Origin of the sequence: Nonomuraea sp. NPDC049129, from assembly GCF_040648495.1 — a bacterium.
Classification (GTDB): Bacteria; Actinomycetota; Actinomycetes; order Streptosporangiales; family Streptosporangiaceae; genus Nonomuraea.
In genome coordinates this window covers 14,772-28,773 of the sequence record NZ_JBEZDU010000006.1, presented here as the reverse complement: position 1 = coordinate 28,773, position 14,002 = coordinate 14,772, and the positions used below count along the sequence as shown (strand labels likewise).

Sequence of the window (14,002 nt, the reverse complement as noted above, 5' to 3'; positions counted from 1 at the left end):
CAAGCGTGGTGAGTTGCTAAATTCCCTACGCAATGAGGCATATGTTGCCTATGGGGGAGGTTGGATGCGCAGGTGGACTGCTCCATCCGTGATCGGCTGGACGCTCGCGTCGGTCGTCGTTCCGGGCGTCGCGCACTTTCTGGCGGGCCGTAAGCGTACCGGCATGATCATGATGGGGACCTTCGGCGTGCTGCTGATCGGTGCCGTGATCGCGCTGATCAACCGCAACGCGCTGGCCGGCCTGTTGCTCGATCCGACCTGGCTGGCCGTGATCACCGTCCTGTGCGTGGTCGGCGGGCTGGCCTGGGCCGGGGTCGTGATCAGCTCGTACATCGTGCTGCGACCCGCCAGGCTCGGCAAGTGGGGACAGCTCGGTACGGCCACGGTCGCGGGCGTGCTGTCGGTGACCGTGGCGCTGCCTTTCGGGCTGGCCGCCACGACCGCTCGTACCTCTGACGACGCGATCGGCAGCGTCTTCAAGTCCTCACCGTCCAAGCCGATCGATCACAAGGATCCGTGGCGGGGACGCGATCGGCTCAACATCGCCCTGCTGGGCGGGGACGGCGCCGCCTCCCGCAAGGGCGTGAGCATCCGTACCGACAGCATCAACGTGGTCAGCATCGATGTCCATACCGGCAACTCCGTGGTCCTGGCGCTGCCGCGCGAGTTGGAGAACGCGCCGTTCCCGCCGGGATCCGCGCTGGCCAAGCGGTTCCCGCCGCCGAAGAACTTCTCGTTGCCGCCGGGCCAGGGCCGCGGCTCGGCCGACCTGCTCAACGGAGTCTGGGCGTACGCCGACATGCATCCCGAGGTCGTCGGCCGCTCCGCCGACCGCGCCCCGGAGGCCGTCAAGGGCACGCTCGGCCAGATCCTGGGTCTCAAGATCGACTACTACATGCTCGTCAACATGTGGGGCGTGGCACACCTGATCGACGCTCTCGGCGGCGTCACCATCAACGTCGAGCGGGACGTCTGCTACGGCGTGGGCCGCTCCGACGGCGGCGTGGTCAAGGCCGGCACCCGTACCCTCGATGGCAACGAGGCCCTCTGGTACGGCAGGGCCCGCGACCATCCGGGCAGCACCTGCGCCGGCGCCGACAACCACACCCGCATGCTCCGCCAGCAGTGCGTGATGAGCGCCATGCTCAAGCAGCTCAACCCGGGCAACGTGCTGTTGAAGTTCAACGCGTTGGCCAAGGCCGCCAAGCAGACCTTTCTCACCGACATCCCGCGCGATCTGCTGCAGGACCTGGTGCCGCTCGCTCAGCAGGTCAAGGGCGCCAAGGTGGCCAAGGTGAACTTCGTACCACCCGCGTACAACCCGGCTTATCCCGACTACCCGCGCATCCGCAGGGCGGTGAAGATCGCCATCGCCCGCGCCGGCAGGGTCGCCACCCCATCCCCTACCAGTACGACCAGCAGCACCCCCACAACCACGCGGTCACCACGCCAGCCCGCCCAGCAGTCCGACCGGTTGGACACGCTGGACTCCTCCTGCGTGCCCGCCAAGGCGAAGACCTAGCGGCGCGACTTCGCTCCTTTGTTAGCGAGATGCAAGCGGCGGGATAGAAGTAAGGGGAAAATTGTGGCTATTGGTACTTTTCGCACATCCCCTACCGCCACTGGCGAGAGGATGCCCAAAACGATGGGTTAGGTCATGGCCACACGACGAGAACGTCTGCGTTACCGGTTCGACAACAGCATGTCGAAGGGCACACCCGCCCTGATCGGCTGGCTCGCACTCGTCACCGTCGTGATGGTCGTGATCTTCGCGGGCCTGTCCATACTCTTCGCCGACAAGGACGTCCACGACAGCTGGTACGACGCCCTGTGGGGCAGTCTCATGCGCGCCATGGACCCGGGCACCGTCGCGGGCGACAACGAGGGCAGCACGATCTTCACGATCCTCGGGTTCGCCATCACGATCGGCGGCCTGCTGATCGTCTCCAGCCTCGTCGGCGTGCTCACCACCGGCCTGGACAACAAGCTGACCGAGCTGCGCAAGGGCCGCTCCCGCATCGTCGAGTCCGGCCACACGGTGCTGGTCGGCTGGTCGGATCAGGTTTTCACGATCATCCCCGAGCTGGTCGAGGCCAACGCCAGCGAAGCCAAGTCCTGCATCGCCATCCTCGGCGACGGCGACAAGCTGGAGATGGAGGAGGAACTGCGCACGCGTGTCGGCGACACCGGCAAGACCCGCGTCGTCGTACGCAGTGGCAGCACCATAGAACCGACCGATCTCGACCTGCTCAGCCCGGACACCGCCCGGTCCATCATCGTCCTCTCCCCGGCGGGTGAGGATCCGGACGCGCACGTCGTCAAGACGCTCCTCGGCCTGACCAACCGCAACTGGCGCCGCCGCCGCCCGCCGATCATCGCCTCGGTGGCCGACTCCAGCAACCGCGTCGCGGCCGAACTGGCCGCCAACGGGCACGCGCAGGTGGTCGACACCGACGACATCGCTTCCCGGCTCATCGTGCAGACCTGCCGCCAGTCGGGCCTGTCGGTGGTGGTCACCGATCTGCTGGACTTCGGCGGCGACGAGATCTACATGCGGACGGAGCCGAAGCTGACCGGTTTCCCGTACGGGGAGGCGCTGTTCGCGTACGAGACCGCCTCGCTGATCGGGATCCGGCGCGGCGACGGCTCGGTGGTCCTGAACCCACCCATGGACACCCAGGTCATGGAGGGCGACCAGATGATCGTGATCGCCGAGGACGACTCCACCGTCCGGCTCGTCCGCAGCTTCCCGCCCGTCGTCCAGCAGGCGATCACCCTTCCCGCCCGCGAGGCCGCACCTCCGGAAAGCACACTGATGCTCGGCTGGAACAGCCGCGCCCCGAAAATCGTCGCCGAGCTCGACCAGTACGTGGCCCCCGGCTCGATCCTGAACGTGGCCGCCGCCGTCGACGAATCCGAGTTCGCGTTCGAGCTCACCAACCTGGCCCTGAACGTCAAGGAGTGCGACACCACCGACCGGATCACGCTGGAGTCGCTGGAGCCGGGCATGTTCGACCACATCATCGTGCTGGCCGACGACCGGCTGGAGTCGCAGTACGCGGATTCACGCACGCTGGTGACGCTGCTGCACCTGCGTGACCTGGCATCCCGTACCGGGCAGCGCTTCCCGATCGTCAGCGAGATGAACGACGACCGCAACCGCCGCCTGGCCCAGGTCACCAAGGCCGACGACTTCGTGGTCGGCACCAAGCTGATCAGCCTGCTGATGACCCAGTTGTCGGAGAACCCGCACCTGGGCGCGGTGTTCCGCTACCTCTTCGACGCCGACGGCTCGGAGATCTACCTCAAGCCCGCGACCGACTACGTCCGCCCTGGGATGACGGTCAGCTTCGCCACCGTCATCGCCGCCGCCCGGGCCCGCGGCGAGACCGCCATCGGCTACCGGCTGGCGGTCGAGTCCACCGCCCCGCCCAACTACGGCGTGGTGCTCAACCCCGGCAAATCCGACCCGGTCACGCTCGGCCCCCGCGACCTGGTCATCGTCCTCGCCGAAGACTGACCTGCTGGGAAATGACCCGACGGCCGAGGCGCTGCATGGGGCCTTCGATGAAGCGGTGGCTGAGCCAGCTGGCCGGCATGAGCAGGCTCAGGAAGACCACGCTGATCCCGATCTGCAGCGGCAGCGGCGACCAGCGCATCTCACCGGCCAACTCCATGACGATCAGCAGCAATGGCAGGTGGACCAGGTAGAGGGAGTAGCTGATCGTGCCGAGCCAGGTGAGCACGGCAGGAAGGGGGCGAGCACGTAAGGCCATGCCACCGGCGAAGGTGAGGGCGGCGAGGATGACGGTCAGCCCCCACACGTCCGGTCGCACCCACCACCAGCCGGCGTTGAGCGCCCAGAGCGGTGTCGCGGCCACGACCATCGCGGTGACGATCACGGGCCAGAGCGGCGCCTGCCCGCGTTCCCAGCGACGGATCGCCGTACCGGCGAACATCACCGCCAGGATCGCCAGCCCGAACCAGGGGACGCGGCTGCTCAGCAGTACCAAGGCCAGCGCCATCAAACCCAGCGCGCAGGCCGCGACCGTACGCCCGCGGCCGGAGACCACGCAGCCGAGCCCCACCACGAAGAGGCCGGACGACACCCAGGCCAGCCAGCCGCCCGACAGCGGCGGCCCGGTGAGGACCAGCCCAGCGACGGCGGCGATCAGCGCTAATACGGCCGGAAGCAGGTTCCGTCCATCGCGTACGCCGGTCACGAACAGGGCCGCGGCCAGCAGATAGAACACCATCTCGTACGACAGCGTCCACATCGTGTTCAGCACACCTGCCGTACCCACCGTGTCCAGCAGCATCGTCAGGTGCGCGGCCACCGAGGACAGCTCTCTGGGCACCTCCGCCCGTACCGGGATCCACCAGGCCAGAGCGAGGACCAGGGCGATGACCGCCAGGTAGAGCGGATAGAGGCGGAAGAACCGGCCGATCCAGAAGGCCCGCACGTCGCCGTGCCGTTCCAGCGAGGACGGGATGATGTAGCCGCTGACCAGGAAGAACACCAGCACGCCGTAGACGCCGAGGTTGAACGAGGTAGGCCGCAGCCACGGCATCGCCCAGGTGGTCAGATGCTCCCCCACCACCGCCAGCGCGCCGATGCCGCGCAACGCGTCCAGCCAGGCGAACCGGGACGGAACCTGTCGCACGTCGGCACGAGCGGCTTGAGGGAGAGCGGGGAGCATACGGCCCAACGTATCGGAATCGTGATCCTTCGGACGCCCAGTCCGGCCCGACCACCCAGTCAGCGGGGCCGCCATGGGCGGACGATCTTGCGTATCGAATTCGCCAAGGCGGGGGAAACACTATCCCTCCACCTGCCTTTACATCCCATTTTGTCGTGTTTGTCGTGTTGGTGAGGGAAGCACAAGGGAGCCGGGCCCCACGACACCGCCGCGGCACACGGAAGTCAGAGCTCAAGGGGGATTTCGATGACCTATCACCAAGCACGCCATGTGACCGGCTGGGTCGGCTGGATCTGGTTCGGCGGGATGATGATGGTCCTGGCCGGGCTGTTCAACATCATCACCGGTCTCGCCGCCGTCTTCGCCAACCGGGTCTACGTACAGACGCCCGCCCGGCTGCTGCTTTTCGACGTCACCGGCTGGGGCTGGCTCCATCTCCTCTTCGGCGTGCTCGTGCTGGCCACAGGCATCGCCGTCACCCTTGGCCAGGATTGGGCCAGGGTGGTCGGCATCGTTCTGGTGATGCTGAACGCCCTCACGCAACTGACCTGGATCGCCGTGAACCCCTGGTGGTCACTCGCCGTCATCGCGGTCGACGTGCTCGTGCTGTACGCCCTCATCGTCCACGGCCGCGAAGCCAAGCTCGATTAGCCACACGCTAGGGGAGAGGGCCGAGGGTGAGGTGTCGGCCGTCAAGCTGGGATTCGATCGTCCCGGTCATGGCATGGGGCTGGATCAGTACGTTGTCCGCCTTGAGGTATCCGCTGTGCCGTCCGGACACCGCCAGGTCGGCGCTGTAGCGGGAAGTCGTCCCGTACAGACCGGGCTTTCCGTGGTCGCCGCGCTCGACGCCATTGATCACGAATCCCGGCTCGTCGGAGTAATTGGTGTAGGTCACCTCCAGCAGACACTCGAATCGCGGTATCGGCGAGGGCCGGCGCGTGATGTCGACGCTCCCGGAGATCTTCCCGGCGTAGTGGGTCACCGGGCGAGGGTCGGGCGGCACGTAGCCGGCGATCGGTGACGCCCAGGACGGGGACGGTGTCGAGCGGATGGTGCCGCGTCCAGTGGGCGGACGTTCCGGGAGGTGGGCCACGACGACCCTGGTCTGTGTGCCGCGTAGCTGTTGCTGCCAGAACAGCACGGCCGTGCCGTCGGGCTTCCATCTGAAGTTGGGTTTGGCGTCCCAGCCTGCGGCGATGGCGCCGGGGGCGAGCGGCTGTCCATGGGTGTCATGTTCGTCGACGAGCCACGGTTCGGCGATCTGCGGGTTGCGGGTGGTGAACACCGCGAACGGCAGCGCGGGGACGCCCTCTTCGATGAACGGCGGCCGGCGGATCTGCGAGAAGGTTTCAAGCAGCCCGGTGGTACGGGCACTGCCGACGGTCATCCATCGCCGGCAAGCTACGCAGCCCCGCCCATGGCACGGGCTGCGAGTTCGTCGTGACCCTCCCCTCGATGAAAGGCTAGGCGGCCAGCTCCGCGGCGACCGGGTCGGCGCCGAGGCTTACCAGCCAATCCAGCGGCGCGTCCGGTGCGTAGCGGACCATGAGGCTGGTCAGTTCGCGCTTCCGTTCCTCGTCGAGGGAGGTGTCCCCGGCGGCCAGGCGAGCAACGGCCTCCCGGTACATCAGCAGGTACTTGCGCTGGTCGTCGAACAGCTCGACCCCGCCCGCGGGGCCGTGCCCGGGATACAGCCGTACCCCTGCCAGTTCGCCGGCGAGCCGGTCCAGCGCGGCCAGCCATGTCCCGGTGTGACCGTCGGTCAGGTACGAATGCGTCCCGGCGAAGGCCACGTCGCCGATGAACGCGATGCGCTTTCCGCCGGCCTCGGCGACGATGTAGGAGTCGGCGTGGCTCTCGGCGGGGCCGATGTCGGTCACCGTCAGCCGCACTCCGCCGATCTCCATCGCGTCACCGCTCGCCGGCAGTTGGTCGGGGACGCGGAATCGGTCCGGCCATTCATCGCCGTACATCGGTTGCCACTGCTCGCGCTTCGCCACAGCGCTTTCCTGGATCACCTTCGCCACCGGCCCGGTGGCGAAGACGGGCACGTCATCGGGCACCACGTACGGCAGCCCGTTGAAATGGTCGGGATGGGGATGCGTCACCAACGCCGCCAGTAAGGGCTTGTGCAACGCGGCCAGCCGGGCGGCCAGCGCCTTGGCGTCAGAGACCAGCAGGCTCGCATCCACCAGGACGACTCCCTCGGCCGTCTCGATCAGGTAGCTGTTGACGAAGATGCCCGTCTCGGCGGCGCTGTAGGTATGCACACGAATATCGGTCATGATCTTCCTTTACGGTTGCCCCGAAGCCTGCCGCTCGTACGCGACGACCCGGGTGCTGAGCATGCTCAATCGGAGGTTGTTGACCAGCGTGAAGGCGACCAGGCAGCCGGCGACGAGCCCGATCGTGCCGTAGCCGGGGCGGTCATGAGTCAGCGAGCCCACGGTGGCGAGCCCGCCGATGACGACGACGATCCAGCCGAGCCGCAGCCCGGCCGCGATGCCCTCAATGCCTCCGTGCCGCACCAGCTGCCCGCACCGGAGAAACTGGATGCCGAGCAGCGTAGGTATCCCGGCGAGGAAGCAGCCGATGACCATCACGGTGGCGATCGATCCGCCGCTGCTGCCGTTGTCGTGCGGGATCCGATAGGCGAAGACGAGGATCGCGACGGCCGCGAGGAACCACAGCACGCTGTAGGCCATAACGAGCACGGCGACGCTGCGGAAATTGCGCCGTATCGCGGGATCCGCCATCGCCGGTGAGCGCCGGAAATCTGTTGACGTCCAGTTCGCGATCACATGACGGACCAGCAGGCCCGCCGGCACTCCGGCGAAAACGAGTCCGACGACGAACAGCGGAAGTCCCGCCCGTACGTCACCGTCCACGAGGTTGCCCAGCCCGATCGCGAGCGTCAGCACACCCGCGGCGATGACGAACCGCAGAAGCCGGAGACTCACGCGGCCCCCCAGTCACACTCGAAAGCTATGACCGGCTGTCGGCTTTGCACCAAGCCCATTCGAGTCATCCTCGGGTCCTGGCCACCTCGGCCGCCACGGCGCGGAACGCGACGATGGCCTCTTCCTGGTCAACAGCGCTTCCCGCGATGGACGACTTGACGATGACGACGCCCTGCTCGGGTGAGACGTAGATGTACTGGCCGCCGAGCCCGACCGCCATGAAATCCCCGCCGTCGCCGCCGAGCCACCAGTGCAGGCCATAGTTCGGGTTGACCGAGGACGGTTTGGTGGACGCCTTCACCCAGGAGGCCGGTACGACCTGGTGGCCCTTCGCCTTGCCGCCGTGCAGGTAGAGCAGGCCGAAGCGGGCGAAGTCGCGGTCGGTGGCGTAGTAGCAGCAGTAGCCCAGGCTGTCGCCGTGCGAGTCGTTGCCGACGGTCGCCGTGGACTCCATGCCGGCGGGCTGCCAGATCTTGCGCTCGACGTAGTCGTAGTACGGCATTCCAGTGGTCTTGGTGACGAGCCGGGCCAGGACGAAGGAGTTCATGCTGGTGTACTCGAACCGGCTGCCCGGCTCCCAGCCACGCTTCTGAAGGGCGGCCATCTTGCTGATCGAGTAGCCCTTGTTGGCCGCGGCCATCAGGCGTGGCGCGTCGGTGGCCTCGTTCCAGTCGATGCCGGACGACATGTGCAGCAGGTCGCGAATGGACACCCCGGCATAGCCGGAGTCCTTCAGCTCGGGCAGATATTTGTCCACGGAGTCGTCGATCGATCCGATGTGCTTCTCTTTGAGCGCGATGCCGACGGCGGTCGCGGTGAACGACTTGGCCATCGACCAGGACTGGAAGCGGGTGTCACGGTTCGCGCCGGTGTAGCGCTCCGCGACGACGTCCTGGCCGTCCAGGGCGAGGAAGCCGTTGGTTTTCGTACGGGTGAGGAAGTCGTCCAAGGTGCGCTCTTCGCCCTGGTAGGTGTAGGTCACCGAGAGTTCTCTGAGGGCGGTACGCAGCTTGACCGGGTGCGCCGATGGCTGCATGACATCAGTGGTCTCGGCCAAGGCCGCGGCCGGCATGAACAGCGTGACCGCAGCCGCGACCGCGACCGCGTAATGGATGATGCGCATGTCATCTCCTCCGAAGGATGAGTTCGGAGGGATGGTGACGTGCTTTTCTGGCATTTCTCTGGCAAGGGCCGAGCTATTCCAGCCAGGACCGCCCGGATCGCGGGACTTCCCGCTCGGTCAGGGGCAGGCGCACCTCGGCTCGCGTACCAGCACCCTCAAGGGAGGCGCCCAACCAGGCGGTGCCACCGTGCAGGGCCGCCTGCTGCCGTACCAACGTGAGACCGAGCCCCGACCCGGGGCTGCCAGGGCGTCGGTGGAAGCGGACGAACACCGCCTCGTGGCACTCGGGCTCGATCCCCGGACCCGTGTCCTGGACGGCGAGGACGATCTCATCCCCACGCTCCAGAGTGACCGTGATAGCGCTGCGACCGGACGCGTCCGTACCGTGCACGGCGGCATTGTCTAGGAGGTTGTCGGCGACCAGGCGCAAGCCCTCCGCCCAGCCGCGCACCCGTACGGCGTCCGGCACGCGAGCGGTGATCGTGGCATGCGGGTGTCGGCGCCGGGCGTCCTCGATCGCGTCGTTGACGATACCGGCCAGGTCGGTCTCGGCGAAGGCGGAGGCGTCGAGCAGCTCGCCGCGCGCGAGCCGGCGCAGCATGGTGATGAGCCGCTGGAGGCGGCCGTGTTCGGCGGCCAGGTCGGCGACGGTCTCGGCTCGATCCGCCGGATCCAGCCCGGGGTGGTCCAGCAGGGTGAGGTTGGTGCCCATGCTGGTGAGCGGGGTACGCAGCTCGTGCGCGGCGGTGGCCGCGAACGCGCGCGCGGTCTCCAGGGCCTCGCCGGTACGGGCCACGGCCGCGTCGCGCCGGTCGAGGAGGTCGTTCAGGAGGCGGGCCAGCTCGTCGATCTCGGTGACGCCGGCCGTGGTCGCCAGTCGCGTACCGGAAGAGGAGGGGGCGTCGATCGCACGTGCCTGCCCGCCCAGCCTCGACAGCGGCCGCACCGCGAACCTGCCGAGTACGAGCCCCGCGACCACGCCCACACCGACCGCGACCAACGTGACCGAGCCCAGCCGGTTACGCAGGGCGGCGATCTGGCCGGCGAGGCGCTCATCCGGCTCGAACAGGATCAGTCGCGCCCTCCCCCGCGGCCCCAGCTCGGCGGCGACGAATCGCCACTGCCGATCCCCCTCGACGTAGTCGCCGGGACCGGCACCGGCCGGAAGCGTGCCGGGCACGTCCCCGATGACCAGCGGTTTCTCGTCACCCACCACCACCGTCGCCCCGCCCTGGCCGGTGGCCGCGGCCAGCAGTCGCCGCTGCAGGAAGTCGGGCGGCACGGCACGCAGCACATCGGTTCGCCACGCGTACGTTCTCGCCATCGGGGCCAGTGTCCGCAGCCGCGCCGCGAGCTGATCATCTCGCTGGGTGCGCAAATCCTGTGAGACGAGCATCAGCACGACCAGCCCGGCCAGCGCCACCAGCAGCGGGACGGCAACGGCCAGGCAGAGCGCGAAGCGCGTGGACAGCTTCATGGCTCTCGTAGCACGAACCCGACGCCGCGTACGGTGTGCAGCATGCGCGGCTCACCGCCCGCCTCCAGCTTGCGCCGCAAGTAGCCGACGAACGTGTCCACCGCGTTGTCGCTCACCTCGAAGTCGTAGCCCCAAACCCGCTCCAGCAGCACAGCACGGGTCAGCACGATCCCGGCGTTCCGCGCCAGCACCTCCAGCAGGTCGAACTCGCGCCGCGTCATCTCGACCGGGCGGCCGCGCAACGTGACCACACGGGCGTCCGGCTCGATGACCAGCGGCCCGATGCGTACCGTCGTGCCCGTGGCGCGCCCGGCACGGCGGAGTAGGGCGCGCAGGCGCAACACCAGCTCACCCAGGTCGAACGGCTTGATCACGTAATCGTCGGCACCCGCCGCCAGCCCGGCCTTGCGGTCGGCCACCTCGTCCATCGCCGACAACATCAGCACCGGCACCTGCGACCCGGCCTCCCGTAATCGACCGCACACCTCGATGCCCGACATTCCCGGCATGGACACGTCCAGGACAATGGCATCGGGCTGCCCGGCCGCCCGCTCCAACGCCTGCCGCCCCGACTCGGCGGTGTCCACGACAAAGCCCTCCAGCCGCAACCCGCGCCGCAGCGAACGCAGGATGGCCTGATCGTCGTCCACAGCCAGGATCCGGTACGCGGTCACCGCCGCAGACTACAGATGTTGCCCCGCCGGGGTCGTCCCGGCGGGGTGGGGTGGTTAGAAGTACGGGGTCCAGCCGGGGCCCATCTCGATGGCACTCGAGAAGTTGTTGCTGCCCTTGCCGTTCCAGAGGTAGAGAGTGCCGGTGCCTTCACGGACGGAAGCGATGTCGGTGTTTCCGTCCTTGTTGACGTCGCCCAGCGTCATCAGGGTGCTGTCGAAGGGCTCCCAGCCAGGACCGATCTCGATCGCGCTGGAGAAGTTGTTGTCGCCCTTGCCGTTCCAGATGGTCAGCTTGCTGCCGTCCCTGACCGCCGCCAGGTCGCCGATGCCATCACCGTTGAAGTCACCGCCGATGGGCTTGCTGTAGGCGGTCCAGCCAGGACCGATCTCGATGGCACTCGAGAAGTTGTTGCTGCCCTTGCCGTTCCAGATGTAGAGCGTGCCGGTGCCCTCACGGACGGCGCCGATGTCGGCATGACCATCACCGTTCACGTCGCCCAGCGACATCAGGGTGCTGTCGTACGGCTCCCAACCGGGACCGATCTCGATGGCGCTGGAGAAGTGGTTATCGCCCTTGCCATTCCAGATGGTCAGCTTGCTGCCATCCCGGACCGCCGCCAGGTCACTAATACCGTCGTCGTTGAAGTCACCAGCAATGGGCTTACTGAAAGCGCCCCAGCCAGGACCGATCTCGGTGGCGGAGTTGAAGTTGTTCGAGCCCTTACCGTTCCAGACGGTCAGCGTTCCGGTAGCGGCCGAGAAGATATCCCCCACCCCATCGGCGTTGAAATCCCCGCCATACGAACTCCGCGGCTGCCAGAGGGCATCGACGATCTTCTGTGCGTCTCCGGCCTGGGGCTGGTAGCGGGACGGGTAGGCCGAGACCTGTACCGCCTGGCAGACCTCGCCGATCGGCGCTGTCATCCAGGAGTTGTTCGGGTACTCCCTGACCATTTTGTCGAGGAAGGCATTGGTGGCCCAGATCGGATTGAGTCGCTCCTGGACGCTGCCCCACGACGCACGCTGCTGGAACAGACCGAGACTGTCGTGGTCGACCGTCTCGCTGACGTTCTGGATGGTCGACTCCACGATCGCGGTGGTGACTGCGATGACCGCCGCTCTGGGATCCATGCCGCGGTCGTGGACGGCCTTGACGATCATGCGGGCGCACGAAACCCGGTACGCCGTCATGTAGCCCTTCATCGTGGCGGTCAAGACGCCGTTCAGCTGTGTGGCCAGGGCCGCGTCCGTGCTGGTCGTGCCGTTGGAGTCGCATGCGGCGGTGGCATAGGAGGCGGCCACTCGGCCGGTAGGTGGTCCGGCCGGATCGTCCTGGGCGTACCCCGAGGGGGATAAGGCGACGATCGCGAAGATGGCCAGCGCTGCCGTCGTCGTGTGGCGGGCGAATGTTCTCGACACTGTCTGACGCTCCAAATCGTGGGAATGCCCCCGCCGGGGGTCGTCCCGGCGGGGTGGAGTGGTTAGAAGTACGGGGTCCAGCCGGGACCCATCTCGATGGCACTCGAGAAGTTGTTGGCGCCCTTGCCGTTCCAGAGGTAGAGAGTGCCGGTGCCTTCACGGACGGAAGCGATGTCGGTGTTTCCGTCCTTGTTGACGTCGCCCAGCGTCATCAGGGTGCTGTCGAAGGGCTCCCAGCCAGGACCGATCTCGATCGCGCTGGAGAAGTTGTTGTCGCCCTTGCCGTTCCAGATGGTCAGCTTGCTGCCGTCCCTGACCGCCGCCAGGTCGCCGATGCCGTCGCCGTTGAAGTCACCGCCGATGGGCTTGCTGTAGGCGGTCCAGCCAGGGCCGATCTCGATGGCACTCGAGAAGTTGTTGCTGCCCTTGCCGTTCCAGATGTAGAGCGTGCCGGTGCCCTCACGGACGGCGCCGATGTCGGCGTGACCATCACCGTTCACGTCGCCCAGCGACATCAGGGTGCTGTCGTACGGCTCCCAACCGGGACCGATCTCGATGGCGCTGGAGAAGTGGTTATCGCCCTTGCCATTCCAGATGGTCAGCTTGCTGCCATCCCGGACCGCCGCCAGGTCACTAATACCGTCGTCGTTGAAGTCACCAGCAATGGGCTTACTGAAAGCGCCCCAGCCAGGACCGATCTCGGTGGCCGAACCGAAATTGTTCGACCCCTTACCGCTCCAGACGGTCAACGTCCCGGTAGCGGCCGAGAAGATATCCCCCACCCCATCGGCGTTGAAATCCCCGCCGTCTTGGTTCGAAGGACCGTTGCCGGCTTCGACCGGCGCGCTGTAACCGACGATGTCGCTGCTCGACCGGGAGTGCGAGTTGGCCTTGGTCCGGTCGCCGCTGTTGCCCTCGATCGTGTAGATGGTGCTCCCGTCGACGCTCTTCACGATGCCGACGTGGTCGATGTCACCGTTCTGCTCCCAGTCGAAGACGACGGCGTCGCCCGGCTGCGGGGTGTAGCCGCTGCCTCTGGTGTGCCAGGTCCCGTACTTGGTCCCGTAGTCCTTGAACGAGCTGGCCCATCCGGTGAGCACGCCACCCTCTAACTCGGGGACGTCGGCGTGGGGCACGCCGACCTTGCGCCAGACGTACTTGGCGAAGTCCGCACACCAGTTGCTGTCGCGCCACTGCACGCCATCGCTGCTGGGGCAGCCGGCGGAGTCCTTCCACGTACGGAAGACACCGGTGTAGTAGTTGCACCCGCTGCCCATGGGACTCTCATGATCTCGGCTGCTGTTGTTCAGCTCGTCCTGGGCGGCGGAGACGATCGCGGACCTGCTCACCGCGAAGGCCGGGGCGGCCATGACAGCGGTGAGGCCGGTGGCCATGATCGCCATGGAAGCCAGACCCGCGGCGAGTCGCCGGCCTGTTATATGGATTTGACCCATCGTGATCCCTCATCTCTTGGATTTGTTTTTTGCGGGTGTGCTTCGGTGATGAATTTGGGCATGCTTCCGCCTCCGCCGAACTCCTTTGGAAGTTCGGCGACGATCCGATTAATAAATTCCCTTCCTGCCGCTTGCGGCGCATCCGCATTAACCGACCTGGCGCAGCCACCCTAGGCGAACGGCATTTCATCT

The 14,002-nt window shown here is 67.0% G+C and carries 12 protein-coding genes; 3 read left to right on the top strand and 9 right to left on the bottom strand.

Annotation, left to right across the window (positions count from 1 at the left end):
• The first annotated feature begins 64 nt into the window (after positions 1–64).
• Positions 65–1,522 (top strand): LCP family protein, encoded by a 1,458-nt coding sequence (locus AB0B64_RS19310; protein WP_358178748.1) that lies wholly within the window; start codon positions 65–67, stop codon positions 1,520–1,522.
• A gap of 135 nt (positions 1,523–1,657) precedes the next feature.
• A complete protein-coding gene (locus AB0B64_RS19305; protein WP_358178746.1) occupies positions 1,658–3,520 on the top strand; it encodes a potassium transporter TrkA in 1,863 nt (620 codons plus the stop codon).
• Here the strand turns inward: AB0B64_RS19305 and AB0B64_RS19300 are convergent.
• Complete coding sequence (locus tag AB0B64_RS19300; protein ID WP_358178745.1) at positions 3,498–4,664, bottom strand: acyltransferase; 1,167 nt, start codon at positions 4,662–4,664, stop codon at positions 3,498–3,500. The two genes, AB0B64_RS19305 and AB0B64_RS19300, sit on opposite strands and share 23 nt — an antisense overlap.
• 282 nt (positions 4,665–4,946) lie before the next feature.
• On the opposite strand from AB0B64_RS19300, the gene AB0B64_RS19295 reads away from it, so the two are divergent.
• Entirely contained in the window at positions 4,947–5,351 is a 405-nt protein-coding gene (locus tag AB0B64_RS19295; RefSeq protein ID WP_358178744.1) for a hypothetical protein, read from the top strand.
• Between the two features lie 7 nt (positions 5,352–5,358).
• Here the strand turns inward: AB0B64_RS19295 and AB0B64_RS19290 are convergent, their stop codons facing one another.
• From AB0B64_RS19290 to AB0B64_RS19255, 8 genes are all read right to left on the bottom strand, one after another.
• Complete coding sequence (locus tag AB0B64_RS19290; protein ID WP_358178742.1) at positions 5,359–6,090, bottom strand: hypothetical protein; 732 nt, start codon at positions 6,088–6,090, stop codon at positions 5,359–5,361.
• Between the two features lie 76 nt (positions 6,091–6,166).
• Complete coding sequence (locus AB0B64_RS19285; protein ID WP_357943531.1) at positions 6,167–6,988, bottom strand: MBL fold metallo-hydrolase; 822 nt, start codon at positions 6,986–6,988, stop codon at positions 6,167–6,169.
• Positions 6,989–6,997: 9 nt separating this feature from the next.
• Positions 6,998–7,663 carry a hypothetical protein gene (locus AB0B64_RS19280; RefSeq protein WP_358178741.1) on the bottom strand — a complete coding sequence of 222 codons (666 nt, stop codon included), beginning with the start codon at positions 7,661–7,663 and terminating at the stop codon, positions 6,998–7,000.
• A gap of 64 nt (positions 7,664–7,727) precedes the next feature.
• On the bottom strand, positions 7,728–8,786 hold the full coding sequence (locus tag AB0B64_RS19275; RefSeq protein WP_358178739.1) for a serine hydrolase: 1,059 nt from the start codon (positions 8,784–8,786) through the stop codon (positions 7,728–7,730).
• Between the two features lie 73 nt (positions 8,787–8,859).
• Positions 8,860–10,263, bottom strand: a complete 1,404-nt coding sequence (locus tag AB0B64_RS19270) for a HAMP domain-containing sensor histidine kinase (protein ID WP_357943525.1) — start codon at positions 10,261–10,263, stop codon at positions 8,860–8,862.
• On the bottom strand, positions 10,260–10,937 hold the full coding sequence (locus tag AB0B64_RS19265; RefSeq protein WP_357943523.1) for a response regulator transcription factor: 678 nt from the start codon (positions 10,935–10,937) through the stop codon (positions 10,260–10,262). The genes AB0B64_RS19270 and AB0B64_RS19265 overlap by 4 nt, the downstream gene beginning before the upstream one ends.
• A gap of 54 nt (positions 10,938–10,991) precedes the next feature.
• Positions 10,992–12,356: a VCBS repeat-containing protein gene (locus AB0B64_RS19260; RefSeq protein WP_358178737.1), complete on the bottom strand. Its 1,365-nt coding sequence runs from the start codon at positions 12,354–12,356 to the stop codon at positions 10,992–10,994.
• A 62-nt stretch (positions 12,357–12,418) separates the two neighbouring features.
• A complete protein-coding gene (locus tag AB0B64_RS19255) occupies positions 12,419–13,750 on the bottom strand; it encodes an FG-GAP-like repeat-containing protein (RefSeq protein ID WP_358178735.1) in 1,332 nt (443 codons plus the stop codon).
• Between the last annotated feature and the right edge of the window lie 252 nt (positions 13,751–14,002).